Source organism: Trueperaceae bacterium (assembly GCA_036381595.1).
Taxonomy (GTDB): domain Bacteria; phylum Deinococcota; class Deinococci; order Deinococcales; family Trueperaceae; genus DASVCN01.
This window is the reverse complement of the sequence record DASVCN010000024.1, coordinates 61,654-88,402: the sequence shown is the minus strand read 5'-3', so window position 1 is coordinate 88,402 and position 26,749 is coordinate 61,654. Positions and strand designations below refer to the sequence as shown.

Below are 26,749 nucleotides of genomic sequence, written 5' to 3'. Positions count from 1 at the left end.
CCTGCACGCTCACTCTACCGCAGAGGCGCAGCCGACGCCGCGGCCGTAGCGGTTATCCTTGGCCATGTCCGCCGATCCCACCACTCTGAGCGCCGTCGAACTGGCGAGGGCCTACAGGCAGGGCGCGCTCCGCCCGACCGCCGTCACGGCAGCCTATCTGAACAAGGCGGCGCCTGGCCCGATCTACCGGGAGCTGCTGAGCGACCGCGCACTGGCGCAGGCCGAGCGTGCCGAACGGCAGTTCGAGAGCGGCGTCGACGTCGGCCCGCTGCAAGGCATCCCTGTCGCCGTCAAGGACCTGATCGACGTGGAAGGGACGGTGACCGTAGCCGGCTCGCCGGCGCTCGCGCTGGGTGAACCGGCTGCCGCGGACGCCCCCGCACTCGCCCGGCTCGACGCCGCTGGAGCGGTGTTCCTGGGCAAGACCAACATGACGGAGCTCGCCTTCTCGGGGATAGGCATCAATCCGCACTACGGCACTCCCGCCAACCGGTTCGATCCGGAGCGGGTCCCGGGTGGCTCCTCCTCGGGTTCAGCGGCCGCGGTCGCATACGGTCTCGCCTGCGCCGCTGTGGGATCCGATACCGGCGGTTCGGTTCGCATCCCGGCAGCTTTCAACGGCCTCGTCGGACTCAAGACCAGCGAGGGGGCCATCCCTACCGACGGCTGCACGCCCCTCTCGGTGACGCTCGACACGCTCGGCCCGATCACCAGGGACATCGGCGACGCCTGGCTGCTCTACCGGGCGCTGGCCGCGCTCCCGCCGGCGCCTTTGCCGCAGCCGCCGGTGCGACTGCGCCTCGCTGCGCCCACGACCGTCCTGCACGACTCCCTCGACCCTCGGGTAGAGGCGGGGTTCGCAGCAGGACTCGAGCGCCTCGAGCGGCTGGGGCATGAGGTAGTACGCCTCGAGTCGCCCATCCTCGGCGAGATCGAGGAAGCGATCGGCCGTTACGGGAGCCTCGCCTCTCACGAGGCGTTCGCCATGTATGAGGAGCTGATCGAGGAGCGAGGTGACCTGATGGACCCCCGGGTGAGCCGGCGGATCCTGGCCGTCAGAGGGCGTCCCAGCAGCGACTACCTCAGGCTCCTGCTAAGCCGGCGCGGCTGGCAGCGACGATTCTGGGCCCAGATGCAGGAGTTCGACGCCGTGGTAGCGCCTACGGTAGCGATCCTGCCGCCGCGAGTGAGCGACCTGGCGGAGGACGCCAGCTACTACGAAGCCAACCGCCTCTGCCTCCGAAACACCACGATTTTCAATTATCTGGGCGGAGCGTCGCTGAGCGTTCCCGTGGAGGCCCAGTCGCCCGTCGGCTTGATGATCTCCGGTCCCCCTTCGAACGAGGGCCTCCTGTTGGCCATCGGTCGGCTGTTCGAGACGGTAGGCGGAGACTAGGCCGAGTCACGCCGTTCGAGTCAGGCCGGCGGTGTCACGCCGGTCGAGTCCCGCCAGCGGGGTCACGGCAGCCCAGTCACGCCGGTTTAGTCAGGCCGGCTGTGTCGGGCCGGCGGCCACGCCCCTATCGCCTGCCTCAGCGCCACGATCTTGCCGAAGTGGTAGGCGTTGTGTACCGCCACGCTGTGGAGAGCGTGGGCCATCGTCACGCCCGGCTCGACCTCGACCGCGAGCCTCTCGGGCGAGCCGGCGAGTTCGAGTGCCGAAGTCGCGCCTTCGAGGAACTCACCCACCACACTGTGCCACTGCGCTTCGCTCGCGGGCGGCTCCTCGGGGAAGAGTGGGCCGTCCTGAGCCCACTCCTCGCCGCCGGCCTCGTCGCGCTCCACGACTATCCGCTGCCATGTGGTCAGGTGCCACAACTCGTCGTATATCGAGTGGGGCAGGCCGTCCGGTTTGCTCGTGACCTGTGCCAGCGTCAGGCCCGACAGTAACCTCTCACGTCCTACGAACTCGCCGGTAAGGAAAAGGTGCTCCCACATGGTTCGAACCCTACTACGTCCGGGTACGTGGCGGCAGTTCGGGCTTGACGAGAGCAGGGGCCCAGGCGTCCAGCTGGAGCGCCGCCAGGAGCCCGCTGCCGTACTTCACCAGCACGTCGGTGACGATAACCCTGAGCATCCAGCCGATGGTGGCGAACTCCGCGCCGGCGAACGCGAGGACCGTGAAGATGGTCGTGTCCAGCGGTGCGCTCACGGCGTTGGAGGAGGCAACGCGGGTGAACCAGGGGCGGTCGAGCAGTCGGGCGTAGATCTCCGTGTCAGCCGACTCCGAGAGGAGAATCGCGAGGAACCCTACGACGACGTACCTCATGGGAGTACCGAGGTGGAGCGACATGAGGACGTTGGCGACCGCGGCCATCAGTATCATCAGGTAGACCCAGCGGCGCCCGAAGCGGTGGACCCGGTCACGCTGAGTGAAGGTCACTCCGAAGAAGAGAGTCCCTACGTTGATCAGGAAGAATCCGCCGATAGGCAGGAACGAGTCGAAGGTGTAGTTGGCGAGCACCGTCGCGACCACGTAGACGCTCATGGCGGCCAGCATCGCTCCCGCGTGCCGAGGCAGGTTCCGGAACAGGAGGCCCAACAGCAGGGCGGTGGCCGGCGCGGCCAGGTAGCGGGTCTCTCCCGGCAGGACGGGTAGTAGGAGCAAGGCGGCGTTCAGGGTCAGCGCCAACGCCAGAGCCGTGAGCAGGTCCGGCGGCGGCAAGCGCCTCGCCAACGAGTGCAGAGGCGCCGCCGCGAGCGCACCGAACATCACGATCACGGGCAGCGGTAGCCGAGTGAACGGGTCCTGGCCGAAGGAGGAGAGGTAGAGGAGCAGAGAGCAGCCGGCCTGGGTCAGCAACGCGATGAGGGCGAAGAAGACGATGCCAGCTGACGGGGTGCGGAGTGCGGTCACATAGGCCTCCATGTCGTGCAGAGGCGGTATGTCACCTCCCGCCGGCGGCGCCAGTATATATCCCCACGGGTGGCGCGGGAACGCGGCTCTCGTCTCAAGGAAGAAGGCCCCTGACTCAGGGGCCTTCGATCTGGTCGGGGCGAGAGGATTCGAACCTCCGACCCCATCGTCCCGAACGATGTGCGCTACCAGGCTGCGCTACGCCCCGACGCGAATGACCAATTTACCGCTGCGGCTCCTGGCCGGTCAAGCTAGCGCTTAGCCGCCGCCTGCGTCATCGTCGCCTTCTGCATCGTCGTCGCTTGAATCGTCGTCGCCTCGATCGTCGCCGCCTGCGTCATCGTCGCCTCCATCATCGCCTTCTGCATCGTCGTCGCCTCCTGAGGTCAGCCACTCGCACCCCTCGAGCGCCTCCATCACGACCGTGGACGGGAAGCCTCGGCGGGCGAGGAAGGCGAAGGCGCGCGCGCGGTTGCGACGCGGATCCGATCCCCGGAAACGCCAGGCGTTCCGCTCGAGCAGCTTCGCCGCCGTCGCGCTCTGGGCAGCGTCGTCGAGCTCGACGAGCGACTCTTCGGCAACCTCCTCGGGTACGCCCTTGCGGAGCAGTTCGCGGCGCAGCGCCAGCGTTCCCTTGCGCTGCGCGTGCGTACGCACGAACGCCTCGGCGAACGCCTCGTCGTCGACCAGCCGGTAACGTCGCAACCTGCCGAGGACCTCCGCCACCACCTCAGGCGACGCCCTCCTGCGGGTCAGTTTCTCGGTCAGCTCGGCTTCCGTATGGGCGCGACGAGTGAGGAGCGTGAGGGCGTAGTTCCACGCCTTCTCGGGCGGCAACGGCCGGCTCTCGGCGCCGCTCCGCACGGACCGCACGCGACTCATCGCAGGATGTTCGTGGGCCGCAGGTTCGCCGCTCGCCTGGCAGGCAGCAGCGCGGCAACCACCGAGGTGAGCAGCGACAGCCCGCACACCCAGGCGACGTCGAACGCCCGAAGTTCGACGGGCAGGCGAGTTATGAAGTAGAGGTCACCGGGAAGCGGGTAGGGCTGGTAGCGGAAGTAGAGGCTCACGCCGAGACCCAGCAGCGCGCCCAGCAGTGTGCCCGTACCCCCGAGCATGAGGCCCTCCACAGTGAATACCGAGAGCACCTGCTTCTCCGAGGCTCCGAGGGCGCGGAGGATGGCGATCTCCTCGGTCTTCTCGGCCACGGTGAGGATGAGGATGTTGGCGATCCCCATGGCCGCTACCAGGACGATGAGGAACACGACCACGCTGATTATCGCCTTCTGCAGCCGCAACTGTTCGAGGAGCGTCTGGAACAGCCGCTCCCAGGAGATGGCCAGGAGCCCGAACTCGCGGCCGAGCTCGGCACCGATGACGCCCGCCCGCTCCGGATCGTGGAGCCGCACATGGTAGCCGCTTATCTGCTCATCGGCGTCCAGGAACTCCTGGAGCGCGGTCAGCGACAGGAACGATACGACGCTGTCGATGAGTTCGTTGCCGACCCTGAAGGTCTCGGCCACCTCGAAGCTGGCGCTCTCGCCGCTGATGTCGCGAACGAATACCTCGTCGCCAGGATAGACGCCCAACTGGCGCACCGCCAGCGACGCTCCGAGCACGATCCCCTCGCCCGCCTCTATCGCCGGTGCCGCCTGAGCCAGCGCTTCCAGGTCGAGCACCTCCCGTTCGCGCTCCACGTCGATACCCAACAGTTGCGTGTAGCCGTGCCTGCCGCTGATGCCGAGCCTCGTGTTCGCGCGCCTGGCGATGAGCGCCTGGCCGGCCAGATAGGGCGCAACGGCTTCTACCTGGGGGTGCCCGGCGATAGCGGCGAGTTCGGAAGGGTCTTGGGGTAAGGGGCTGCCGTCGTAGCTCTGCAGGGTGACGTGCGGCGTCGCTTGCAGAGTGGAGCGGATGAGCTCGTCTATGAAACCGTTGGTGAGCGACAGTGCGGTGATCAGCACCATCACACCGACGGCCACCCCGGCGACGGTGAGCCCGCTCTGTAGCGGGCGCCGGCGCACGTGACGCAGCGCCAGGAAGAGGACGAAACGGCGCACGCAGAACTCTACCGCAGCCCGTCGGTTCGCTCAGCGCGAGGCCAGCAGGCGAGGGGTAGCCTCGAAGTCGCTCCAACTGCTCGTGAGGACCGGGCCGTGACGCCCGTACCGGATAACCTCCACCTCGACCCGTCTGACGCCCCAGTCCTTGGCCGCCCTGTAGGCGGGGAACCAGACGTCGACCTGGTCCCGCTTGCGCGGGTGCATGGTGTCTTCGACGATGAAGAGACCCTGTTCGTCGAGCAGGTTCTGGTATCTGCCGGCGCCTCGTCCCGTGTAGTAGTTGCCCAGGTCGCGGATGCGGATCAGCGAGCCGTAGGGGATGTCTTCGGCCAGCACGTCCCGGCTCACGGCCACGATCCCGAAGCGGGTCTGTGCGCCGGTGGCGGTGATATGGGGTGTGCTGTCCGTCTGATTCGCGAGCGAGTTGTAAGCCGTCGCCCGCAGGACGAAGCGCGGGTTGGCCACCGGCCCCAGGGGGACCGGTGAGACTTTGCCTACGAGCTCTCTGGGCGTCTCCAGCAGGGTCACCTGTGGAGTCACCTGCAACGGAATGCCTTCGGGGGTTGGCACGCTGAAGGCAGTGATGAGAGCGGCCAGAACCACGCCCAAGACGCAGAGCTTGCCGCTGATGTGGAACGCCATGCAACCTCCCAGCGGAAGAATCTTAGCATCAGGGCCATTAACGGCCGGTGAATGCGCAACAACTGCCTACCTTCATTAGGTGCAGATGAACGTTCGCACCGGGTTCCTCCGGTCGTGGCGGTACCGGGACGAGACGTTGCCGTCGGTATAATCGCCGGAATGCCGGTGACCTCGCGCGAGAAGGGCAAGGAGGAGACGGGTCCCCGCCAGGCCACCTTCGGCCTCGAACTGCTCGAGACGGTGGGCGCGGCCAGGCGCGGGCGGCTCCACACCCCGCACGGCACCGTCGAGACGCCCGCCTTCGTAGCGGTCGGCACCCAAGCCACGGTCAAGGGGCTCACGCCGCAGGCGGTGGCGCAGACCGGAACTCAACTTCTCTTCGGCAACACCTATCACCTCTACCTTCGTCCCGGCGAGGAGATCGTCCGGGAACATGGCGGCCTCCACCGTTTCATGGGGTGGAAGCGGCCGGTCATGACGGACTCGGGCGGCTTCCAGGTGTTCTCGCTGGGCGCCGGCATCGAGCATGGCGTGGGCAAGGTAGCGAACATCTTCCCTGGCGAGGAGCCTGAACGCGCCGAGGGTCGCCGCGGCGGCCCTTCCGAGTCCCTGGTGAAGGTGACCGAGGAGGGCGTGCGCTTCCGCAGCCATATAGACGGAAGCCCTCAACTGCTCACCCCCGAGATCTCGATCCGCATCCAGCGTGCCCTCGGTGCCGACATGATCCTCGCCTTCGACGAGTGCACCAGCCCCCTGCACGACCGTACCTACACCGAGGAGAGCATGGAGCGCACCCACCGCTGGGCCGTGCGCAGCCTGCATGAGTTCCAGGAGGGGCCGCAGGTGCACGATTACAGCCAGGCGCTCTTCGGGATAGTCCAGGGCGGAGCGTTCCGCGACCTCCGCGAGCGTAGCGCCCGGTTCATCGGCGAACACGGGTTCGACGGCTACGCCATCGGCGGCAACCTGGGGAAGACCCACCAGGAGATGTACTCGGTGATCGAGTGGACCGTTCCCTACCTGCCGCCCGGGCGTCCCCGGCACCTGCTGGGCATCGGTGACGTACCGGCGGTATTCGAGGCGGTCGAGCGGGGCTGCGACACCTTCGATTGCGTGAGCCCCACCCGCAACGCCCGCAATGCGGGCCTGCTCGTGCGCTCCGACGAGGGACGTCCCGTTCCCAACTTCCGCCTCAACCTGCGCAACGCCCGCTTCGCCAACGACCTGCGGCCCATCGAAGAGGGATGCGACTGCCTGGCCTGCACGAACTTCTCCCGGGCCTACCTGCGTCACCTGTTCAAGGCTGGTGAGTCGCTGGGACCCCAGCTGGCCACCATCCACAACCTGCGCTTCATGTCCAGACTCTTCGAGGAGATACGTCGTAGTCTCGAAGAGGGACGCTTCGCGGAGCTCAAGGCACAGTGGCTGGCTCAGCGCCTGGCTCCTGAAAGGGAGGATACGTGAACCTCATCTCGATCGTCATCGGCATCCTCGCGCTGCTCGGCGCCCTGGTTGGCTTCATCCCGCTCCTGGGCTGGCTCAACTGGGGTGTCATCCCCCTAGCGGTCGTGGGCCTGGTGTTCGGCCTCCTCGCCAAGGAGAACAGCGGCCGCAACATCAACATCGTCGTCCTGGTGCTGGCGATCATCCGCCTCATGCTGGGGGGCGGGATCCTCTAGGCCCTCCCGGCCACCGCCGCAGCTAAGGCGTTGCCGTGTCGATCAGATCGATGGCGGTCCCGTCGTTCGTCACGAAGCGCACTACCCCCACGCTCGGCACGAAGTAGAGATCGAGCTGGGTGCTCGCACCTGAGCTGGTGGTGGTGACCTGCCGGATCTGCAGCGCGTTGTAGCGTCCAGCCGGCGTGCTCACGCCGCTCAGGCCCAGGACCTCGGCGGACAGCTGGATCTCGAAACCCGAGACGCGGGTTGTACTCTGCCAACGGTCACCCACCTCGAGCGGCGCGGGACCGTAGACCTGGAGCGGCGGGATGTAGGAGACGATGTCGCCACCGCTGGCGGTGCCGAGGCTCACCACCCCGTCGGCGCCGAACACCAGGTAGTCCTCCGAGACGGGGAGGCCATCGAAGTAGTGTGTCAGAACCGTGACCTGAACGCCTTCGAACTCACGCGGTCCGGAGAGCGTCTGGGTCTCGCCGCTCGAGTAGGTCCAGCTGGTTCCCGGCGTGGAAGGGTAGTAGCCCTCGATCTGGGCCAGGGCTGCCGGTGCGGCGAGAAGCAGGGTGAGGAACAGGATCCGCAGCAGATAGTAGGTCATTTCTCCTCGTCGCGTAGTTCACTCGCGCGCTTGGCCGCCTGTTCCACGGCCTCCATCAGGGCGAAGCGGAGACCATGGAGTTCGAGGGCACGAACGCCGGCGATCGCCGTGCCGCCTGCCGAAGAAACCTCATCCTTGAGGCGGGAAGGCTCCTGCTCGCCGAGTAGGTGGGCGGTTGCCAGCAGTACCTCGCGGGTGAGAACGCGAGCCACGCTGCGGGGGAAGCCCACGCGCACTCCACCGTCGGCCAGCGCTTCGGCGACGACCGCTGCGAAGGCCGGGCCGGAGCCGGCGAGTCCGGTGAACGCGTCGAACAGGCGCTCCGGCAGGTGATGGACCGTTCCAACGGCAGAGAAGAGCTTCTCCGCGAACTCGACGTCGGCTTCATCGGCTTCGCTCAGGTAGGCGAGAGCGGTGGAGCTGAGACCCACCCGGGCGCCCAGATTGGGCATTGTGCGGACCACCCGGCGGCTGCCCACGCGCCGGGCCACGGTTTCAGCGGGAACGCCCGCCATCAGACTGATGTAGGAGGCGGTTCGCCTGGCGATGAGCGGGGCGACCTCTGGGAACGACTGCGGCTTCACCGCTATCAACACCCGCTCGGCACGGTGCACGCCGTCGTCATCGAGGCAGTCGACACCGTACCGGTCGCTCAGTTCCTTTCGGCGAGCCTGGTCGGGATGGTAGATGCCCACCTCGTCGGCGCTCAACACTCCGGCGCGCAACGCTCCGGTGAGAACGGCAGAGCCCATCTTGCCCGCGCCGACCAGGGCAAGCCTCATCTGGCCGCCTCGGTGTTCACTCGGTGAGCCGTCTGGTGAGCCACGTCTCATTCTAGCCCTAGCGTTCCCCCTCGCCGCTCCACCTCTGTACCAACCACACCCCTGCCACGGCCCCGACCAGGTCGGCGAGCAGGTCGAGCAGTTCAGGGTTCCGACCGGGTACGAACATCTGGTGGATCTCGTCCGTAACGCCGTAGAGGGCGGTGACCACCACCGATGCGACGGGACCTAGGCCCGCGAGGTAGAGCAGGGCGGCGAGCACGGCGTACAGGCCCGCATGCACGAGCTTGTCGGCCGGCAGCCAGTCGGGAATCTCGAACGGTTCGGCGATGTCGGGCTGGTTGGAGAGGATGAACACCAGCGCCATCCAGGCGAGCGGCGCCAGGCGCCAGAGGAGCGAGCGGCGGGCGAAGATCCTATCCATGCTCTACCAGTTCGAGCAGTACACCGCCGGTCCAGCTCGGGTGCAGGAAGATAACCCGGCTGCCGCCGTGCCCGGCCCGTGGTTCGTCCGTGGTGAAGAGCGCGCCACTGCTCCTCAGCCTCGAGACCTTCTCGTCGATGTCTTCGACCCGCAGTGCCAGGTGGTGCAAACCCTGACCGCGCTTGCTGAGGAAGGAGGCCAGAGGCGAATGGGCATCGAGCGGCTCGATAAGCTCCAGCCGACTGCTGCCTGCCTGCAGCATCCGCAGCCGCACCCCCTGCTCCGGCAGAGCCTCCTCGGAGACGACTTCGAGACCCAGCTGCACATAGGGGGCCGCTCCGGAATCCAGGTCTTCGACCGCTATGGCCACATGGTCGAGGGGGAGGCCGCGGACCGCTTCCGGCAGTTCGTTCATCCGGGCCCCTCGAGCGTTCGTGAGCGCTTGCAGGCGTCTGACATGGCGCCCAGCATAGCCCCCGCTCGGACCGGGCCAAAGTGCTGCTGTCATCGCCCTTCCGGTTCGGCGGGGAGGGTTCAGTCGAGCTGGACCTCCGACACCTCGCCGCGCAGACTCGACGGCATCAGCTCCCGGACCCGTTCGACGGGCAGGTCGAGTGACAGCAGGTGACTCAGTTTGGCCAGGGCCGCCTCGACCGTCATGTCGCCGCCGCTCACGACTCCGGCCAGACTCAATGCCCGCCCGGTCGCGTAACCGCTCATGTTTACCGAGCCGCGCAGGCACTGCGTGCAGTTGACCAGCACCACTCCACGGTCGCTCGCGCGACGCAGGGCCGAGAGGAGCCGGGCGTCACGCGACGGAGCGTTGCCCGCGCCGAACGTCTCCAGCACCACGCCGCGCAGTTCACCGTCGAGGATCCGCTCGAGAAGGGGGGCAGAGATGCCGGGGAAGAGGCGGACGGCGGCGACCTCGGCTCCGGCCAGAGGCCGGACCTGCAAACGCTCGCCGGGCGGCAGCAGCAGCTCCTCGCGCAACTCGATGCCCACCCCCACCTCCCCGAGCAGCGGTAGGTTGGGAGATTCGAAGGCGTCGAAACCACCCACGGAGATCTTCGTGGCGCGGTTGCCGCGGAGCAGTCGGCCGTTCATGAACAGGCAGACCTCGCTGAGCCTGCCCCCGGCCGCCAGCATCATCGAGGTGATCAGGTTCTCCCGGGCATCGCTGCGAACCTCGGCGATGGGGACCTGGGAGCCGGTGAGCAGCACCGGCTTGGCCAGCCCCTCGAGCATGAAGGAGAGGGCCGAGGCGCTGTATGCCATCGTGTCGGTGCCGTGCAGCACGACGAAGCCGTCGAACTGGTCGTAGTTCGCGGCGATGTCGCGCGCGATCTCCTCCCATTCCGCTGGACCCAGATCCGAGGAGTCGAGCAGGGGGGAGTATTCGTGCAGGACGTAGCGCGGCAAGTCCGGGTGGGAGAGTTCCGGCATCCCCTCCAGACGTGCTGCGAGGTAGCCGGGCGCCGGCTCGTAACCGCGCTCGCCCCGTCGCATGCCGATCGTGCCGCCCGTGTAGGCGATGTAGACGCGCTTGTCGGAGAGCGGTCTGGCCGAGCTGCCTGAGGGCATGGCGCTACTCTATCGTGCGTCTCCTCGGGACGAACGGCGGCAACCGGCGACAGGAGGTCGTGCTCAACGGATCCCCGGCGGCACCTGGGCCGGGGGTGGCTCCGGCAGATTGCGTGGCACCGGCACTCCCTCGAGCCGCTTGACCACGCCGTTCTCGTTGCAACCTACGAAGAAGGGGCAGCGGAGGCACTCCGACCAGACCCGCGGATGGAGCTCCCTGGTCTTGTCTATCAATCTGAAGCCGCACTTCTCGAAGAAGGCCACCTCGTAGGTCCAGGCGAACATCACCGGTATACCCACCCGTCGCGCCTCCTCTTCGCAGGCTGCCACCAGCGCTCGACCCACGCCGCGCGCCTGGGCGCCCTTGGCCACCGCCAACCCTCGGACTTCGGCGATGTCGCCCCAGAGGATATGGAGCGCGGCGTTGCCGGCGAACCTGGGCCCCTCCGCCGTCACCTCTTCGCAGACGAAGAAGTCGCGGAGGTTCTCGAAGATGTTCTGCATGGGTCGGACGAGCATCCGCCCCTCCCGCGCCCAGTTGCCGATGTTGTCGAAGATGTCGGGCACGTCCTCTGCCCTCGCCGGCCGTACCCGCAGGCTCGCGGCAACGGCACCCGTATCGCTCCTCACGAGTTCGTCTATCATGGCGAAACCTCTGCCCGTTCCTTCGCCAGTTCCGACCTGGCGCGTGCGATCTGCTCCACAACGCGTTCGCGAGCGGTGCCGCCGTAGCTGTTCCTGGCGTCCACGACCCGCTCCAGCTCGAGCGCCTCGTAGACGTCCTCATCGATCGCCTGACTCGCCCCCTTCATCGTTTCGAGCGGCAGCTCTTCGAGCGTCGTGCCCTGCTCGAGCGCCCGGGCCACGAGCCGGCCCACGACCTCGTGCGCCTCCCTGAACGGCAGGCCCTTTCGGGCCAGGTAGTCGGCCAGGTCGGTGGCGTTGGAGAACCCGGCGCCGGCCGCCTGGCGCATCCGCTGGGCGTTCACCTTCATCCGGGGCAGCATCGTCACGCTGAGCCGGAGGCAGGTTCGGAGGGTGAGGACGGCGTCCAGGACGCCTTCCTTGTCCTCCTGCATGTCCTTGTTGTAGGCGAGCGGCAGCCCTTTCATGGTGGTGAGCAGCCCCAACAGCGAGCCGTACACCCGCCCGGTCTTGCCGCGGATCAGCTCGCTGACGTCGGGGTTCTTCTTCTGCGGCATGATCGACGAGCCGGTGGTGTGCGAGTCGGGCAGGGTGACGAAGCCGAACTCCTGGCTCGACCAGATGATCAGCTCCTCGCTCAGGCGCGAGAGATGCATCATGGCGATCGCTGCCGCCGAAAGGAACTCGAGGGCGAAGTCGCGGTCCGAAACGGCGTCGAGCGAGTTCGGAGCGACGCCGGCGAGGCCCAGCAGGCTCGCGGTGCGCTGGCGGTCGATGGGAAAGCCGGTGCCGGCCAGGGCGCCGGCTCCGAGCGGTGAGACGTCGATGCGGCGGAGGCCGTCGGCGAGCCGTTCACGGTCGCGCCCGAACATCTCGAAGTAGGCGAGAAGGTGGTGCGAGAAGCGGATCGGTTGAGCTACCTGGAGGTGCGTGTAGCCAGGCATGATGACATCCACGTACTCCTCGGCCAGGTCCGTCAGGACCTCACGCAGATCGGTGAGGAGGCGCTGCAGTTCGAGATTGCGGCGCTTGAGCCAGAGCCGGAAGTCGGTCGCCACCTGGTCGTTGCGGCTGCGGGCCGTATGGAGCTTGCCTCCGACCGGTCCTACCCGCTCGGTGAGCGCCCGTTCGATGTTCATGTGAACGTCTTCGAGCTCGCTTCGCCAGTCGAACCCGCCCGCCTCGATCTCTGCCTTCACTGTTCGCAGGCCGGCGATCAACTGCCGAGCCTCGGCCTCGCTGACGATCCCCTGCTCGGCCATCATGGTGGCGTGAGCTACCGAGCCCTCGATGTCCTCGAGCGCCAGTTCGCGGTCGACATCGACCGAGGCGTTGAAGCGCTGCACCAGCTCGTCGGTCGCCTCTTCGAAGCGGCCGCCCCACATGCGTTTCTGCTCATCCCCGGCCCCTTTCACGCGAGGTCCTTCAGCTGCCAGGTGCCGCCGACGCGCTTGCGGGCGAGATTGCCGGTGGCCGCCTCCTCAACCCGGTAGCCGAGCCGCCGGTAGTAGCCGGCCATCTGGTCATCGGGCAGTTCCACGGTCAGTTCGGGGATGTTGTAGCGGATCGCCAGCGCTTCGACCTTGGTCATGAGCCAGCGACCGAAGCCAAGGCTGCGCGCCTCGGGCAAGGTGCAGACCCGGTCGAGCAGCCAGCCGTTGCCGTTCTCGCGCCAGCGCACGGCGCAGAGGACCCTGCCTCCCTCTTCCTCGAGCAGCGCGGCACCGCCGCTCTCGAGCCACTCGCGAACCCCGGCCTCGGTCTCCGGTTCCTCGGGTCGAGAAGTGCGGAAGAGCGCGCCCAGTCGTGCGCCGTCGTCCATCGTCGCCCAGCGGAGCTTGGCGCCGCCCTTCGCCCTGCCGCCGGCAACGTGGGGGGTGGCCGGGGAGCCGTTCACTCCGACTGCTCCTCCAGGCCCGCAGTGCTCCCGCTCGACTGGCGGGCGATGCGCAGTCTCAAGGCGTTGAGTTTGATGAACCCGTCGGCGTCACCCTGCCGGTAGACGTCGTCCTCCTCGAAGGTGACTACATCCTGACGGTAGAGGCTGTTGGGCGACTTGCGGCCGAGCACCGTGACGGAGCCCTTGAAAAGTTTCAGCCCGGCGGTTCCGGTCACCGGCTTCTGGATGTCGTCCATCAACCGCTGCATCGCAGCGCGCTCCGGTGAGAACCAGAAACCGTTGTAGACGGTGGCCGCGTAGCGAGGCACCAGATCGTCCCGCAATTGGAGTACCTGACGGTCGAGGGTGAGCGACTCCACGGCCTTGTGAGCGTGGTAGAGGAGGGTTCCGCCTGGTGTTTCGTAACAGCCGCGCGACTTCATGCCCACGAAGCGGTTCTCGACGATGTCGACCCGTCCTACCCCGTGCCTCCCGGCGACCTCGTTCGCCTTGCGGAGGAGCTGAGCCGGTGATAGCCGCTCCCCGTCGATCGCGACCGCGTTTCCGGCCTCGAACTCGACCTCGACCGTCTGCGCCTCGTCGGGAGCCGCCTCCGGGTCCACGGTCAGCTTCCACATCCCTTGGGGCGGCGCCGTCCAGGGATCCTCCAGCACCCCGCCTTCGTAGGAGATGTGGAAGAGGTTGGCGTCGGTCGAGTAGGGCTTCTCCTTGGTCACCGGCACGGCGATGTCGTGCTGCCGGGCGTAGGCGATGCAGTCCTCACGGCCGCGCAGGTCCCACTCCCGCCAGGGAGCGATCACCTTGATGTCGGGGTCGAGGGCGTAGGCCGAGAGCTCGAAGCGAACCTGGTCGTTTCCCTTGCCGGTTGCCCCGTGAGCGACGGCGTCCGCTCCTTCCTGACGAGCGATCTCGATCATCCTGCGGGCGATGAGGGGGCGAGCGAACGAGGTGCCCAGCAGGTAGTAGCTCTCGTAGATGGCGCCGGAACGGAGTACCGGGAAGACGAAGTCGCTCACGAACTCGTCCGTGAGGTCGTCGGCGTAAGCTTTCGAGGCGCCGGTCCTGAGAGCCTTGGCTCGCGCCTCTTCGACCTCCTCGCCCTGGCCGATGTCGGCGGTGAAGGCGATCACCTCGGCGCCGTAACGCTCCCTGATCCAGTGGAGTATCACCGAGGTGTCGAGGCCGCCTGAATAGGCGAGTACCACTTTGTTGAATCTGTCGGCCATCTTGTCCTCCGGAAACGAAAAAGACCCAGACTTCGCCGGCCAGGGCGACGACGGGAACCTGCCGCTCGTGCGAGCGGTTAACGGCGTCGGGCGCGGGTCTGGGTTGCTGTCCGATTATGCATATTGGGAGGCGGCTTCTGAAATTTCTTTCATCGACCGCGAAAACGACGCAAATCTATCATGGGCGCCCGGAGGGGTCAAGGCCGTGGCTGTCCGAGCCGTCGTCCGCCGGCCGGCTCCTCTCTGTCCGGGACCGCCGTAGCGAAGGGAGGGCGGCCAGCACGGCCGTCGCGAGGATCATCGAAGCGCCGGCGAAGCCCAACGGACCGAAACGTTCGCCGAGGAACAGCGCGGCCAGTACTACTGCCACGACCGGTTCGATCGTTGCCACGAGGACCGCCTTCGATGCCTCCACCCGGGCAAGGCCGGTGTAGTAGACGAGGTAGGCGACGTAGGTGGAGAGGAGGGCAAGGAGGCCGAGGAGCAGCCAGGCGCTCGCGCTCTTGGGGGCGAACTCCACCAGCGGGAGGAGGAAGACCGCGCCGAGCGGCATCACCCAGGCGTAGATCGTGGCGGGGCGGTAGCGGTTCAGGTAGAGCTTGCCGAAGATGTAGTAGGAGGCGTAGCTGAGGCCCGATACCAGGCCCCATACGATCGAGGCCGCGCTGATTGTTATCCCCGTCCCGCCGCCCCACGAGACCAGGGCGATGCCGAGGACCGCCAGCGGGGCGAGGACGAGCTTGCGGGCCGTCAGGGCTTCACCAAGCAGGAGCCAGGCGCCGAAGATGACGAAGAGCGGCGCCGTGTAGAGGAGGATGAAGGCGAGGCTGATGCCGCCTTCATCGATGGCGAGGACCAGCGAAGCGTAGAAGAGTGAGACACCCACGAGTGCGAAGGCGACCATCGGCATGGCGTCGGTCCGCCGCCGCAGTGCCAGGTCTCCCGTAACGGCCGCATGGACCAGGAACAGGGCGCCGCCGAGGAGGGCCCGCCAGAAGGCCACCTCGATCGCCGAGACGCCCTCGGCCAGGATGCCCGTCGAGATCAGGCCGATGAGTCCCCAGAGAACTGCGGCGACGATGACCAACAGATAGCCGGACGCTGCTGCGCCCGGCTGGTTGCTGCTCAACCTCTTCTCCTCAGGCGAGGCCGTACGCCTCTACCGCCTCAGGGTGGCGCCGCCGCAACTCCCTCATCCTTCGTCGGTAGGAGAGGTACTCCACTACGAAGGCGATCAGGTTGACCACATAGATGGCTGCGAGCGCCCACAGTTCGGTCTCCAGCGGCAGCCCCAGCGAGCGCTGCCAACCCAGCCACTGAGCGAGCGCGTCCACGCCCAGCAGCGCCCAGGGCACCATGAGCAGCACGCCCCAGGCCTCGTCCGCCAGTCCGCTGCCGGGGATCAGGAGGGCAAGAAGGTGGTAGACGCCGGTCCGCGGCGCGTTGCGGGCCAGCGACGGCCGCGGGATGACGAGCCACACGAGTGTGACGAGCACCCAGACGAGGAAGAGTGCGAGGATCAACTGCCAGACGAGTTGCGGTACCGAGAAGAACTCCATCCCGCTCAGAGCGAGCCAGGGGTTCGAGAAGGTCGCGGCCACCGCGCTCTGCCAGCTACCCGATATCGCGGTCCGGAAATCAGCCGTACCGGGTACCGCAAGGAGTGGCTCGTCGGCTCTGTAGTTCGCATGGAACGGTGAGGGATCGGGCGCCCGGCCCAGGTTGAAAGCCGCCTCGGGCATGCCCGGCGCCAACTCGAGCGCCCGCTGATAGAGCGCGTCGTTTCCGCTCAGTGCAGCGAGGTTGTTCAGCGCGGGCGGGTAGTCGCCTGCCGAGGAGTACTTCTCGCGAGCGCTCGCTTCCTCGCCTACGACGTGCGCAGCGTAGCCCTCGATGAAGTCGGCGCGCGGCCCCTCGAGTGGACTGCTGCTGACCACTTCGCGTGCCAGCGGGCTCGCCAGGGTGCCGGAAGCGAGGGCGACCGGCCGCTCGCCGGCCGACTCGTACCAGCGGGTGAGCCCGAGCAGTGTGATGCAGGCGGCGAAGAGCAGCACGAGCACCAGCTTCTCGGTGAAGGAGTAGTAGCGGATGGCGAACAGCCGTGTCCAGGGCCGCTTGCGCCCAGCGGTTTCACGCGACCGTCGGATCGCGAGCGACTGGGGCGCCCAGTACTTCGCGGTGAGGGTGAGGTGAAGCGCCACTATCGCGGCGAGGAGGGCTGCCACTCCGTACCAACCGGAGCGGGCGAGCCCCAGGAAGAAACGGTCGAGGCTGGCTGCCGGCGAGGCGCTCCCGGCGGGCGTGGCCCGCTCGCGCCAGAGCGAGGCCGCGTCCCGTTGGCCCACGGCGGCGAGTTGCCGAGCGTACGCCTGCAGAGCGGATGTCGTCCGGGGCGCGTTCTCGCTGCTGACCAGGTTGAGCCAGGGCGCCCAGAACCTGGCGGCCTCGAGATCGCCGCTGTCGAGCGCTTCCTCCATGGGCGCCAGCGGGAAGTCGTAGGCATAGTGGAGGTCGGCGTCGGTGAGCAGCTCAGGATCGTAACCTCGGTCGGCGAAGTCCTCGAGTGCGCGGTCCATGGCTTCACTGGCCAGTTCGACCTCGCCGGTCTCGTACAGTTCGCGGGCCAGGCCGGCGAGGTCGTAGAAGGTGCGGCCGCGCTCGACGGCCTCGCGCAGGAGTTGCCTGTCGTCCGTCTCGATCCCGACCTGCAGGAGCAGCCAGGGATTGGTGGGGTCGACCTGCAACCGGGCTTCGGGGTCGGGCACGTCCGCTTCGTTCCTCAGCCAGTCGAAGGTATCGAGGTCGACGCCGAAGCGAACGGTCGAGCGCGGTCCCTGGCCGTCCACCTCGATCCGCTGGCGGAGGCTGCCGCCCACGTCGCTCACTACCGAGATCGCGCCTCCGATCGGCTCGATCCGGATCACGCGACCGGGCATGGGGTAGCGAAGCTGCGCTATTCCCGTCTCCCGATCGAGAAGTATGAGGCTGTTGCCGTGGCCGACCCAGACGCCTTGGCCCGCCTCGAGAACGGCTCCGGTGCCCCCGCTCCCATCGGGGAAGTCGAAGCGCCAGACTCGCTCGTCTCCTCGCGTTGCCACGACCGCGTCGCCGTCGACCGCGACCTTCAGTTCTTCCTGAAGTTCGCTTGCGGGGGCCTGCGCCTCCCCTTCGGGTTCGACCTGTTCACCCGGCTGGGACCGCCCATCGTCGCCGGCGTCCTGTCCAGCGGCTTGCGCTTCGGCTTCGGCGTCCGAACGCAACGCCTCGTCCGTGGAGCGGCCGGCGGCCTGCCCTCCGGCCTGTGCCTCATCGCCGCCGGGACGCTCCTCGGCCTGCGCGTCCACCCGGTTCTCCTGGGCATCGGCTCGCTCCTCGCCTTCAGCGGTCCCCTCACCAACCACTTCAACGCTGATCGAGGCGTTCAGGTCGGTGCCCTGGAGTCGCAAGCTCCACTCGCCCGCTTCTCTTACCTGGAAGGTGTAGGCCAGGCGTCCCTCCGAGTCGGCTGTGAGCGTCTCCTCGACGGCTTCTCCGTCCGGCTCGACGATGGTCAGCTGGAACTCCTCGTCCGGGGTCAACGAGCTGGCTTCGAGGGTCACCTCGTCGCCGACCTCATAACTCGTCGAGTCCAGTTCGAGGCTCGGCAACGGTTGCGAGATCGCGGCAGTGAAGAGGAGGAGGGGCAGCAGGAGAAGTCCCGCCGCGCGCTGCTTGACCGATCGGGGCTGCGCCATGCCCAAGACCTTACCGTATAGCTTCTCGCGCTCTGCGCGGATTGCTTCACGTCGTAGAGGAGGGATTTTACGTGTTGGAGGATCTACGCGCACTGATATACTTGCGCGATGGACGGCACCGCCTGGGACCGCCTCTCGGCCCCCTTCCTCCCCCAACAGATGACCTGGCGGGTACAGGAACTGGCCCCCGACCGTCGCGGCGCCCGCCTCGAACCGCTTCTGCTGCAGGAGGCGATCAAGGAGCGACTCGACGAGGTCGTCGGTGTGTCCGGCTGGTCGTTCCGCTACCGGAGTTTCGGTCCAGGAGTGGGTTGTGAGCTGGAGATCGGCGGCGTCGCCCGCTCGGCGATAGTCGAGCCGGTTCGGGATGGCGAGGGGCCAGAGGAGTGCGCCATGGCGGCGTTCGCTCGTGCGGCCGAACTCTTCGGACTCCGTCCACCCGTTAGCGACGAGGAGAGTCACTGGACCGACTACGACCCCGAGGAGGGGCTGGCGTTGCTGCCGGAGCAAGGGACCGCCGCGGCCGACTCTTCCGAGCCAGTACAGCCCTCCGACACGACCCCGACCGAAGCGGTCAAACCGGAGGGTCAACAGGCGATCGATCGACTGGTCGAACGTCTCAAGCTCGAAGGACAGGGCCTGGAGGCCGCCCGCCTGCTCGTGGAGTATGGTGGCTACGGCTCCGATCCGCAAGCGGCCCGCGAACTCTACGGCCGGCTCCGGGGGTTGCTGACCCGGCGGGCCGAGACCCCCACATGAGCGCGTTTTCGGCGTTCAGGAGCACCAAGTGATCAAGATCATCGCCGTTGGCGACGTGCATGGGCAGTGGCCCGAACTCTGGCGAGTATTGAAGGCGGCGTCGGCTTGCGACAACCAGTTCGAGCCCACCGCGATGGTCAAGGAGGGCCGGTATCAGGTGGTCTGCATCGGCGACCTGGTGCACTACAAGGATGACCGCGCCTACGCGCAGGCGGTGGGCGAGGAGCCTTTCGACGCCGACAACCCAGATCATCTGAGGCGGGCGGCCAAGGCGCAGATCCGCGAGCTGTACCGGTTCAAGAACTACGTCGACCACTCGTGCGGCAACGTGACTGTGATCCTGGGAAACCACGACGAGGTGGCGCTCGATCACGGTTACGACCTTTCGACGAGGGGAGGGCTGCGGCATGACGAGTTCAACCCGGCCAAGGGTGGAGTCGAACTGCCCGAGGACCTCAAGGAGTGGTTCCGCGGCTTCGCCCGGGAGAAGACCTTCCATGGCGTTCACTTCGCTCACGCGGGTCCGCTTCCAGGCATGCAGCAGTTCGACGACTTCTTCTATCACGACAGCGACACCAAGCAGTGGTGGTACGCCAAGCCGGAACTCGTGCGTCAGGCGGGCCACCGCTTCGGCGTATACGGCCACACCGTGATGAAGGATGGCATCCACATCGACAAGGAGAACGGTTTCGCGATGATCGATGCCCTGTCGAACCTGCAGTTCCTGGAGATGATCGTCTCCGAGGATCGGCTGGACTACACGCTGCTCCAACTCTAGACCGCGCCGGGACAGAGGCTACCTGGCGACCACCGATGTCCTCTTCAGCCTGGGCGCCGGTAGCGAAGGAGCCTAGCTGACGGCCGAGCGACCGGCGCGTGGCCGCACCCTCAGATAGGCGATCCCGAGTAGGCCTACGGCGATGGCGAGAGGGATGAGACCCCACAGTTGTGCGCTGCCCAGACCGAGAACCGCGGCCGCCCAAGCGACCGGCATGAGTCCTTCCAGGAAGGCCACGATCTTATCGCCCTGGTTCCGGTTCCGCCGGAACAGATCGGCCCGCTTGATCTCCACCCGGTTCCACAACCGGGTCACTGCCACCGATAGCGTCATCACGCCGACTACGGGTGCCGTGAGCAGGGCCAGCGGCACCGATTCGAACGCGATAGCCAGCACACCGGGAAGCGCCAGGAACCAGACCGGCAGGAGGCCCGCGAGCACCTTCATCCTCTCGACCCGTGCTCGGCCTGTAGGAGAAGCGGCGATGAGGTCGTCGGCCTCCTCCCCGTAAACGCAGATGCGCACCAGGTTGCTGGCGAGGGTGCCGGTGAGGACCACAAGCCCCGCCGCCAGCGCCGGCCACAGGTTCGCGAAGATCGAAGGGGCCTCCTCGGGAGAGAACATCAGGAAGACCAGCGGTACGAGGTAGAGGAGCTGCACGAGGGTCTGCGAGATGAGGTAGGGATCACGGAGGATGAGACGCCACTCCTTGAACAGCAGCGTGGTGAACGTGCGGTTACTGAAACGGACCGACGCGGCCCCATTCCTCACGCGTCGGCTCGAAGTCGTAGGCTCACTGGCTCCGTGTGCGAACGATCTGTGCAGGAGGAAGCTGCTGGCGACGATGAGGAGGATGCCGGTCGAAACCACGACGATCACCGCCAGCGGGTCGAAGAAGATCGCGCGGGCCGGCAACCAGATCAGACTGTTCGGCCCTAGAGCGCCGCCCTCGGACATGAGGCCCGCGAACCTCTGGACCGAACCGGCCAGAGCGGAGTCGAAGTCGTTGCCGAATAGCGTGGGTACCTGGGTGAGCAGGAACAGACCGGCCGCCAGGAAGCTTCCCACCAGTTGTGAAACGGTTCGGGCGCGCCTGGCGCCGATGCTCCTGACGAGGGCGAGAGTGATGAGCATCCCCAGGCTCGCTCCGGCGAGCGACAGGCCCAGCAGCGTGGGGTAGAGTCCCAGGAGTCTGGGAGCACCGACGAGCGCCGCGATGTTGGCGACCGGGATGAGCACGACCCCGAACAGCAGGAAGACCTGGAGGGCGACAGCGAGAACACGTGACGAGAAGATCACCCGTGACGAGAGTGGGGAAGCGGCGAGCAGATCGAGGTCTGCGCGTTCGAAGACCCCGCTTACGCTCCTGTTGATCGCGACCGCGAGCGCTATGGGAATGGCAGCCAGCAACAGCAGTCCGCCTACCTGGACCGCTCCATCTCGCACCGGTCCTCCCAAGGATGCAAGGAATCCACCGAGCACGTACCAGATTCCGGCGTGAACGAGTGCCAGTAGGCCCAGACAGAGGAAGACGAGGAGACCTGGTTCGGCGCGGGAGGTGAGCTCCCTCCAGGTGAGCCTCAGTTCATGGCGCAGCAGCCAGGGCAGGCTTCCCGGCTTCACCTGCTCTCCACGAGCTCCAGGAAGACGTTCTCCAGCGTTCCGTCGTCGTCGCCACTCGCCCGGCGGAGGTCATCGAGGCTACCCTCTGCGACCAGTTGCCCGCGGCTGATGATCCCTATCCGCTGGGCCAGGCGTTCTGCGATCTCCATGATGTGAGTGGTCAGGATGACAGTGTTCCCGTCGGCAACGTATTCGCTCAGGAGGTTTTTCACGTCCCTCGCCGCGGCCGCATCGAGCCCGGTGAGCGGTTCGTCCAGAATCATCAGCCTGGGCCGGTGGATCAGTCCCCCTGCGAGGCCGAGCTTCTGCTTCATGCCACGCGAGAAGGTCTCCGTCAGGTCGTAGCGGTTCTTCCACAGGTCGAGCCACTCGAGCAGTTCCTTCGCTCGGGGAGCCGCCTCCTCGGCAGGCACACGCCAGAGGCCAGCAACGAACTCCAGATACTCCAACGGCCGCAACTTACCGTAGAGCAGCGGTTCATCGGGCAGGAACGCCAACAGCGACTTGGCCCGCGCCGGCTCACGCTGCACGCTGTGACCGAGGACGAAAGCTTCGCCGCCGTCGGGCTCGACCAGGCCCGCCACCATCCGCAGGGTAGTCGTCTTGCCTGCTCCATTGGGTCCGAGCAGGGCGTAGAACTCGCCCTGGCGAACCTCGAGGTCGAGGCCGCGGACCGCCCGGTTACTGCCGAACGACTTCGCCAGAGATTCGAGGCGCAACGCCGGTGGTGCGGCTGCCCGGCTGGTCTTTACGTCGGAGTCGGGGAGTTCGATCATCGGGATTCCTCTGCTTGAAGGTGGCGCGTTGGCGCCGGGGGGCGTGAAGCTGTGGAGTCGGTCGATGTTAGCGGAGAGGCGTCGCCGGTTCGATGAGAAATCGCATGCGACCAGCCGCGATTCAGGCCGCACCACCGGAGCCGCCGCCGTTCGAGAGGTAGGAGTGGGTGATGCGGCGTTCCACCTGCAGGTGGAACCACTCGGGGCAGACGACGTAGTTCGGTCTAGAGCGAGTAACCGCCGGTTTCATCGTCACGAACCAGCTCGCCGTTGCGCAGGACGATGGTGCGTCGGCGGAGCCTCTCGACCAGGTCGCGTGAGTGCGTGGCGACGACGACGGTGGTGCCCTTGATGTTGACGTCGTTCAAGAGCTCGAGGATCTCCCAGGAGGTGTCCGGGTCGAGGTTTCCCGTAGGCTCGTCGCACAGGAGCAGGGGCGGATTCGTGACCAGGGCGCGAGCGATGGCCACGCGCTGTTGCTCGCCCAGCGACAGCTCGATCGGGAACGCCTTGCGTTTGTGAGCCAGCGACACCTGACGAAGGGCGAGCAGAGCCCGCTGCTCGAGATTGCCCCGCTCGCCGGTCGCCCTGAGCGTGAAGACGAGGTTGTCGAGGGCGCTCAGGTTCGATAAAAGCCGGTGGTCCTGGAAGACCATGCCCATCCTGCGGCGGAGGAACGGAAGCTTCGATTCACGCAGCTTGGCGAGGTCCTGACCCAGCAGGTAGACGCTGCCCTCGGTGGGCAGAATGCGCCTGAGGATCAGCGACAGGAGCGTCGACTTGCCTGCACCGGAGTGGCCGGTGATGTAGACGAACTCGCCCTTCCTGATGCGGAAGTCCAGATCCCGCAGGGCGTGGGTGTGCGTCCGCGGATAGGTCTTGGTTACATGGTGGAACTGAACCACCTCTAGACTCTACCGCGAGGCGGCGACGTGAGTTCTCTTGGCCCCCGGCCGTTCAGCTCACGCTCTCGACGAGCAGGTCGAGCGCAACCGCGGGGTCGATACGGGTCAGGACTTCCGTATTCGGTTGCAGGTCGCTTCGCACTCCGCGCCTGTCGGCGACGGTCATCCCCCGGGTATGCTCGCCCCGCGTCTCGACGGTCACGTACATCTCCTGGCGTTCGAACAGCTCCGGGTGGCTGACCGCCAGGAGCGCGCAGGGATCGTGAAGCGCCCCCTCCTTGCTCCCGGTGAACGCTCTCGCGTAGGCGTGCGTGTAGAAGTCGAGCATGTCGGCGGCGAAGGTCCCAGCGGGGGTGGCGGTCCGGCGGAATCGATCGATGATCGCCTCGTCGACCAGCAGCTGGTGGGTGAGGTCCAGTGGCGCCATGATCCGCCGCAGCGGCGCGCCGAAGAGTGCGGCCGCGGCTTCCGGATCGGCGAAGATGTTGAATTCAGCTGTCGGCGTGACGTTCCCGAAGCTTATCCCCCCGCCCATGATCGAAATGCCCGCCAGCCGTTCGGCGATGTCCGGTGCCTGCCGCAGCGCCAGCGCGACGTTGGTGAGCGGACCGACGGCCACCAGCCAGACGTCGTCGCGCGCTCGAACGGTATCGATGATGAAGCGAACTGCGTCGCCGCTGGCGCTCGAGCGCTCCAGTTGCGGGAGCACCGGTCCGTCGAGCCCGCTGTCGCCATGTATGAACTGGGCGTGGTGCGGTTCGGCAACCAGGGGTCTGGCGGCTCCGGCGTGCACCGGTACGTCGATCCCGGCAACCTGGCAGGTGATGAGGGCGTTGCGGGTGGTGCGCTCCAGGTCGACGTTGCCGTTGACCGTCGTAATGCCGAGCAGTTCGCAGTAGCGGGCTGCGGCCATGATGGCGATGGCGTCGTCGTGTCCCGGGTCGCAGTCGAGGATAACCGCTGGGCGACTCACGACGTAACTATCGCACGGACCCCCTCGCCGGTCGCCGGTTCCAGGGGCCGACTCGATCCGGAATCGAGAGGGCCGCCCCCGCTGGGAGGGCGGCCCTCGGAACTCGGTATGTCTGATGTCTAGTTCAGGTCTTTCCGTTCGGCCGCTTCCTTCTCTTCCGCGACCTTCTCGAGGTTCTCTTCAGCGACCATGACCATAGCCGAGACCACCCTGTCGCCATCGTCCAACCGCATGATGGTCACCCCCTGCGAGGAGCGGCCGTAGGAGCTCACCTGCTCGACCTTGGTGCGGATGAGGACGCCGCGTTCGGAGAGGAGCAGGAGATCCTCGTCGCCCAGCACGCAGTTTAGGCCAACCAGCGTGCCGGTCCGGGGGGTCACCTTGAGGGTGATCACGCCTTGCCCGCCCCGGCCTTGTACCGGGTATTCGGAGAGCAGGGTGCGCTTGCCGAAGCCCCGCTCTGACACCGCGAGAAGCTCCGCCGATTCCTTGTGCTCCTCGCCGATAACGGCGAGGCTGACGACGATGTCGTCGCCCTTGAGGCGCACACCGTTGACGCCCTGAGTGGCGCGGCCGGTGTCGCGTACCTGCGACTCCTCGAAGCGGATCGCCTGGCCACCCTCGGTCGCGAGGACTATGTCGGCGTTGCCGTCGGTGATGCGAACGGCGACGAGTTCGTCCCCGTCGAGAAGGTTGATGGCGATGAGGCCGGCGGAGTTGATGTTCGAGTAGTCGCGGATGGCGGTGCGCTTGATCAGGCCACGACGAGTCGCGAACACGAAGTAGCCGTCGGCGTCCATGTCACGCAGAGAGAGCACCGTCTGAACCGCTTCGTCGTTCTCGAGCGGCAGCAGGTTGCGCACGTGCGATCCCCGCGCCGCGCGGTCGGCCTCGGGCAGATCGTAGATCTTCTCCCGATAGACGCGGCCGCGATCGGTGAAGAAGAGCAGGTAGTCGTGGGTGCTGCCCACCAGGAGCATCGAGTTGATGTCGTCGTCCTTGGCCTTCTGTGCGGTGGCCCCGCGGCCCCCACGCGCCTGGGCCCGGTACGCGGAGAGAGCTGTTCGCTTGATGTAGCCGCCGCGCGTCAAGGTGACGACCATCTGCTCCTCGGCGATCAGGTCTTCCTTGCCTATGTCGTCGGTCAGCTCGACGATCTGGGTACGACGCTCGTCGCCGAACTGCTTCTTGACGTCCTTCAGCTCACCCTTGATGACCTTCCAGAGCTCAGCTTCGTCACCGAGGATGGTGCGCAGCCGGGCGATCTCCTCCTGCAGTTCGCGGTATTCCTGCTGGAGCTTCTCACGCTCGAGACCGGTGAGGCGCTGGAGGCGCATGTCGAGGACCGCCTGCGCCTGGGCCTCGCTCAACCCGAACTCGCTCATGAGACCGGTCCTGGCGGTGGGGCCGTCGGCCGAGGCGCGGATCAGGGCGATGACTTCATCGAGCCGGTCGAGCGCGATGAGGTAACCCTCGAGGATGTGGGCGCGCTCGAGAGCCTTCCGCAGTTCGAACTCGGTACGGCGCCGTACCACGTCGGCACGGTGGTCGAGATAGTAGGAGAGGGTCTCGCGAAGGGAGAGCAGCCGGGGCGAGCGTCCCACGATGCAGACGTTGTTGACCGCGAACGACGATTGCAGCTGGGTGTACTTGTAGAGCTGGTTGAGGACGAGTTCCGGGATCGAGCCGCGTTTGAGTTCGAAGACGATCCGCATGCCCTGGCGGTCCGACTCGTCCCGCAGCGCGGAGATGTCCTCGATCTTCTTGCTGCGCACCAGGCTGGCCGTAGTCTGGATGAGCGAGGTCTTGTTGACCTGATAGGGGATCTCGGTCACGACGATCGAGGTGCGGTTGTTGCGCTCCTCGATGCGTACTCGTCCGCGAACCCTGATCGAACCGCGACCGGTTTCGTACGCCTGGCGGATCCCCTCGCGGCTGATCACGCCGCCGGTCGGGAAGTCCGGCCCGCTGATGTGCTTCATCAAGCCGTCGACGCCTATGTCCCGGTCGTCGATCATCGCCAGGAGCGCGTCGACCACTTCGTTCAGATTGTGTGGCGGCATGTTCGTAGCCATGCCCACGGCGATGCCCGAGGCGCCGTTGACGAGCATGTTGGGCACGGCAGCCGGGAGGATCTCCGGTTCGACGGTGGTGCCGTCGAAGTTGTCCTTGAAGTCGACGGTCTCCTTCTCGATATCGGCCAGCATCGCTTCGGCTACCGGCGTCATGCGGGCTTCCGTATACCTGTAGGCAGCGGCTGGGTCCCCGTCGATCGATCCGAAGTTCCCCTGGCCGTCCACGAGCGGGTAGCGCACGTTCCAGCTCTGGGCCATGCGCACCATGGCGTCGTAGATCGCACTGTCACCGTGCGGGTGGTACTTCTTGATGACCTCACCCACGACGCCGGCGCTCTTCGAGTGCTTGCGATTGGAGGCGAGACCCTCCTGCTGCATGGCGTAGAGGATGCGCCGCTGCACCGGCTTGAGGCCGTCGCGAACATCAGGAAGCGCCCGGTCGACGATGACCGACATGGCGTAGTTGATGAAGCTCGTCTTGATCTCGTCCGTGATCTGGACCGGGACGACTTGACCCTCGTTCAAAAGCGTTCCTCCCCGGAGGCTGGCGGCGACGCACCCGGGTCTGCCTCTGGGGGCCTCCGAGCTGTCGTCGTCAGACAACCTGGCGGCAGAGTGAGGGTGAGGTTCACGCCGTCACCAACTGCCGGTGTTGCCGCGGGCGGGCCGCACCAGCGTCCCGTCGACCAACGTGGAAGTGTACCATCCGCGGCCCACCCGCCGCAA

At 66.7% G+C, this 26,749-nt stretch carries 27 protein-coding genes and 1 tRNA gene; 5 read left to right on the top strand and 23 right to left on the bottom strand.

Annotation, left to right across the window (positions count from 1 at the left end; genetic code table 11):
• Nucleotides 1-64 precede the first annotated feature (64 nt).
• A complete protein-coding gene (locus VF168_08555) occupies nucleotides 65-1,396 on the top strand; it encodes an amidase family protein (protein ID HEX7004225.1) in 1,332 nt (443 codons plus the stop codon).
• 86 nt (nucleotides 1,397-1,482) lie between these two features.
• Here VF168_08555 and VF168_08550 read toward each other — a convergent pair whose 3' ends face one another.
• The 6 genes from VF168_08550 to VF168_08525 form a co-directional block, all read right to left on the bottom strand.
• Entirely contained in the window at nucleotides 1,483-1,938 is a 456-nt protein-coding gene (locus VF168_08550; protein HEX7004224.1) for a DinB family protein, read from the bottom strand.
• Nucleotides 1,939-1,951: 13 nt separating this feature from the next.
• Complete coding sequence (locus VF168_08545; protein HEX7004223.1) at nucleotides 1,952-2,857, bottom strand: VUT family protein; 906 nt, start codon at nucleotides 2,855-2,857, stop codon at nucleotides 1,952-1,954.
• Nucleotides 2,858-2,988: 131 nt separating this feature from the next.
• A tRNA-Pro gene (locus VF168_08540) sits at nucleotides 2,989-3,065 on the bottom strand.
• 50 nt (nucleotides 3,066-3,115) lie between these two features.
• Nucleotides 3,116-3,739: a regulatory protein RecX gene (locus VF168_08535; protein ID HEX7004222.1), complete on the bottom strand. Its 624-nt coding sequence runs from the start codon at nucleotides 3,737-3,739 to the stop codon at nucleotides 3,116-3,118.
• Nucleotides 3,736-4,917, bottom strand: coding sequence for an FtsX-like permease family protein (locus tag VF168_08530; GenBank protein ID HEX7004221.1), 1,182 nt, complete (start codon nucleotides 4,915-4,917; stop codon nucleotides 3,736-3,738). Before VF168_08530 ends, VF168_08535 begins: the two co-directional genes overlap by 4 nt.
• Before the next feature lie 30 nt (nucleotides 4,918-4,947).
• The gene (locus tag VF168_08525; protein HEX7004220.1) at nucleotides 4,948-5,562 is read right to left on the bottom strand and encodes a hypothetical protein; all 615 of its coding nucleotides are present in this window, start codon (nucleotides 5,560-5,562) and stop codon (nucleotides 4,948-4,950) included.
• 159 nt (nucleotides 5,563-5,721) lie between these two features.
• Between VF168_08525 and tgt the strand changes: the two genes are divergently transcribed.
• Together tgt and VF168_08515 are read left to right on the top strand one after the other, a co-directional pair.
• Complete coding sequence (gene tgt, locus VF168_08520; protein HEX7004219.1) at nucleotides 5,722-7,026, top strand: tRNA guanosine(34) transglycosylase Tgt; 1,305 nt, start codon at nucleotides 5,722-5,724, stop codon at nucleotides 7,024-7,026.
• Nucleotides 7,023-7,241: a hypothetical protein gene (locus tag VF168_08515; protein ID HEX7004218.1), complete on the top strand. Its 219-nt coding sequence runs from the start codon at nucleotides 7,023-7,025 to the stop codon at nucleotides 7,239-7,241. The genes tgt and VF168_08515 overlap by 4 nt, the downstream gene beginning before the upstream one ends.
• 22 nt (nucleotides 7,242-7,263) lie before the next feature.
• Here the strand turns inward: VF168_08515 and VF168_08510 are convergent, their stop codons facing one another.
• From VF168_08510 to VF168_08460, 11 genes are all read right to left on the bottom strand, one after another.
• Nucleotides 7,264-7,839 carry a hypothetical protein gene (locus VF168_08510; protein ID HEX7004217.1) on the bottom strand — a complete coding sequence of 192 codons (576 nt, stop codon included), beginning with the start codon at nucleotides 7,837-7,839 and terminating at the stop codon, nucleotides 7,264-7,266.
• Nucleotides 7,836-8,621, bottom strand: a complete 786-nt coding sequence (gene proC / locus VF168_08505; protein HEX7004216.1) for a pyrroline-5-carboxylate reductase — start codon at nucleotides 8,619-8,621, stop codon at nucleotides 7,836-7,838. The genes VF168_08510 and proC overlap by 4 nt, the downstream gene beginning before the upstream one ends.
• Nucleotides 8,622-8,679: 58 nt before the next feature.
• Entirely contained in the window at nucleotides 8,680-9,045 is a 366-nt protein-coding gene (locus tag VF168_08500) for a VanZ family protein (protein HEX7004215.1), read from the bottom strand.
• Nucleotides 9,038-9,460, bottom strand: a complete 423-nt coding sequence (mce, locus tag VF168_08495; protein ID HEX7004214.1) for a methylmalonyl-CoA epimerase — start codon at nucleotides 9,458-9,460, stop codon at nucleotides 9,038-9,040. The genes VF168_08500 and mce overlap by 8 nt, the downstream gene beginning before the upstream one ends.
• Nucleotides 9,461-9,579: 119 nt before the next feature.
• Nucleotides 9,580-10,629: an asparaginase gene (ansA, locus tag VF168_08490; GenBank protein ID HEX7004213.1), complete on the bottom strand. Its 1,050-nt coding sequence runs from the start codon at nucleotides 10,627-10,629 to the stop codon at nucleotides 9,580-9,582.
• 63 nt (nucleotides 10,630-10,692) lie between these two features.
• Nucleotides 10,693-11,274: an N-acetyltransferase gene (locus tag VF168_08485; GenBank protein ID HEX7004212.1), complete on the bottom strand. Its 582-nt coding sequence runs from the start codon at nucleotides 11,272-11,274 to the stop codon at nucleotides 10,693-10,695.
• Nucleotides 11,271-12,689 carry an argininosuccinate lyase gene (gene argH / locus VF168_08480; protein HEX7004211.1) on the bottom strand — a complete coding sequence of 473 codons (1,419 nt, stop codon included), beginning with the start codon at nucleotides 12,687-12,689 and terminating at the stop codon, nucleotides 11,271-11,273. Before argH ends, VF168_08485 begins: the two co-directional genes overlap by 4 nt.
• Nucleotides 12,686-13,171, bottom strand: coding sequence for a GNAT family N-acetyltransferase (locus VF168_08475; protein HEX7004210.1), 486 nt, complete (start codon nucleotides 13,169-13,171; stop codon nucleotides 12,686-12,688). The genes argH and VF168_08475 overlap by 4 nt, the downstream gene beginning before the upstream one ends.
• Nucleotides 13,168-14,400, bottom strand: coding sequence for an argininosuccinate synthase (locus tag VF168_08470; GenBank protein HEX7004209.1), 1,233 nt, complete (start codon nucleotides 14,398-14,400; stop codon nucleotides 13,168-13,170). The genes VF168_08475 and VF168_08470 overlap by 4 nt, the downstream gene beginning before the upstream one ends.
• Nucleotides 14,401-14,578: 178 nt before the next feature.
• Complete coding sequence (locus tag VF168_08465; GenBank protein ID HEX7004208.1) at nucleotides 14,579-15,529, bottom strand: EamA family transporter; 951 nt, start codon at nucleotides 15,527-15,529, stop codon at nucleotides 14,579-14,581.
• A 10-nt stretch (nucleotides 15,530-15,539) separates the two neighbouring features.
• Nucleotides 15,540-18,134 (bottom strand): hypothetical protein, encoded by a 2,595-nt coding sequence (locus tag VF168_08460; protein ID HEX7004207.1) that lies wholly within the window; start codon nucleotides 18,132-18,134, stop codon nucleotides 15,540-15,542.
• A gap of 108 nt (nucleotides 18,135-18,242) precedes the next feature.
• On the opposite strand from VF168_08460, the gene VF168_08455 reads away from it, so the two are divergent.
• Both VF168_08455 and VF168_08450 read left to right on the top strand, forming a co-directional pair.
• Entirely contained in the window at nucleotides 18,243-18,893 is a 651-nt protein-coding gene (locus VF168_08455; GenBank protein ID HEX7004206.1) for a hypothetical protein, read from the top strand.
• A gap of 28 nt (nucleotides 18,894-18,921) precedes the next feature.
• Nucleotides 18,922-19,671, top strand: a complete 750-nt coding sequence (locus tag VF168_08450; GenBank protein HEX7004205.1) for a metallophosphoesterase — start codon at nucleotides 18,922-18,924, stop codon at nucleotides 19,669-19,671.
• Nucleotides 19,672-19,743: 72 nt separating this feature from the next.
• Here VF168_08450 and VF168_08445 read toward each other — a convergent pair whose 3' ends face one another.
• The 6 genes from VF168_08445 to gyrA all read right to left on the bottom strand — a co-directional run bounded on the left by VF168_08445 (nucleotide 19,744) and on the right by gyrA (nucleotide 26,548).
• Nucleotides 19,744-21,294, bottom strand: coding sequence for a hypothetical protein (locus tag VF168_08445; protein ID HEX7004204.1), 1,551 nt, complete (start codon nucleotides 21,292-21,294; stop codon nucleotides 19,744-19,746).
• Entirely contained in the window at nucleotides 21,291-22,070 is a 780-nt protein-coding gene (locus VF168_08440; GenBank protein HEX7004203.1) for an ABC transporter ATP-binding protein, read from the bottom strand. The genes VF168_08445 and VF168_08440 overlap by 4 nt, the downstream gene beginning before the upstream one ends.
• Before the next feature lie 121 nt (nucleotides 22,071-22,191).
• Nucleotides 22,192-22,326 (bottom strand): hypothetical protein, encoded by a 135-nt coding sequence (locus tag VF168_08435; GenBank protein ID HEX7004202.1) that lies wholly within the window; start codon nucleotides 22,324-22,326, stop codon nucleotides 22,192-22,194.
• Nucleotides 22,295-22,975, bottom strand: coding sequence for a cell division ATP-binding protein FtsE (gene ftsE / locus VF168_08430; protein ID HEX7004201.1), 681 nt, complete (start codon nucleotides 22,973-22,975; stop codon nucleotides 22,295-22,297). Before ftsE ends, VF168_08435 begins: the two co-directional genes overlap by 32 nt.
• 52 nt (nucleotides 22,976-23,027) lie before the next feature.
• A complete protein-coding gene (locus tag VF168_08425; GenBank protein ID HEX7004200.1) occupies nucleotides 23,028-23,948 on the bottom strand; it encodes a nucleoside hydrolase in 921 nt (306 codons plus the stop codon).
• A 119-nt stretch (nucleotides 23,949-24,067) separates the two neighbouring features.
• Complete coding sequence (gene gyrA / locus VF168_08420) at nucleotides 24,068-26,548, bottom strand: DNA gyrase subunit A (protein HEX7004199.1); 2,481 nt, start codon at nucleotides 26,546-26,548, stop codon at nucleotides 24,068-24,070.
• Nucleotides 26,549-26,749 lie beyond the last annotated feature (201 nt).

Coding starts and splice junctions, on each gene's coding strand:
- VF168_08510 (HEX7004217.1), bottom strand. CDS start 7,839: ATGACCTACTATCTGCTGCGGATCCTGTTCCTCACCCTGCTTCTCGCC.
- VF168_08460 (HEX7004207.1), bottom strand. CDS start 18,134: ATGGCGCAGCCCCGATCGGTCAAGCAGCGCGCGGCGGGACTTCTCCTG.
- proC (HEX7004216.1), bottom strand. CDS start 8,621: ATGAGGCTTGCCCTGGTCGGCGCGGGCAAGATGGGCTCTGCCGTTCTC.
- VF168_08550 (HEX7004224.1), bottom strand. CDS start 1,938: ATGTGGGAGCACCTTTTCCTTACCGGCGAGTTCGTAGGACGTGAGAGG.
- VF168_08500 (HEX7004215.1), bottom strand. CDS start 9,045: ATGGATAGGATCTTCGCCCGCCGCTCGCTCCTCTGGCGCCTGGCGCCG.
- mce (HEX7004214.1), bottom strand. CDS start 9,460: ATGAACGAACTGCCGGAAGCGGTCCGCGGCCTCCCCCTCGACCATGTG.
- VF168_08440 (HEX7004203.1), bottom strand. CDS start 22,070: ATGATCGAACTCCCCGACTCCGACGTAAAGACCAGCCGGGCAGCCGCA.
- tgt (HEX7004219.1), top strand. CDS start 5,722: ATGCCGGTGACCTCGCGCGAGAAGGGCAAGGAGGAGACGGGTCCCCGC.
- VF168_08525 (HEX7004220.1), bottom strand. CDS start 5,562: ATGGCGTTCCACATCAGCGGCAAGCTCTGCGTCTTGGGCGTGGTTCTG.
- VF168_08535 (HEX7004222.1), bottom strand. CDS start 3,739: ATGAGTCGCGTGCGGTCCGTGCGGAGCGGCGCCGAGAGCCGGCCGTTG.
- VF168_08470 (HEX7004209.1), bottom strand. CDS start 14,400: ATGGCCGACAGATTCAACAAAGTGGTACTCGCCTATTCAGGCGGCCTC.
- VF168_08555 (HEX7004225.1), top strand. CDS start 65: ATGTCCGCCGATCCCACCACTCTGAGCGCCGTCGAACTGGCGAGGGCC.
- VF168_08455 (HEX7004206.1), top strand. CDS start 18,243: ATGGACGGCACCGCCTGGGACCGCCTCTCGGCCCCCTTCCTCCCCCAA.
- ansA (HEX7004213.1), bottom strand. CDS start 10,629: ATGCCCTCAGGCAGCTCGGCCAGACCGCTCTCCGACAAGCGCGTCTAC.
- VF168_08485 (HEX7004212.1), bottom strand. CDS start 11,274: ATGATAGACGAACTCGTGAGGAGCGATACGGGTGCCGTTGCCGCGAGC.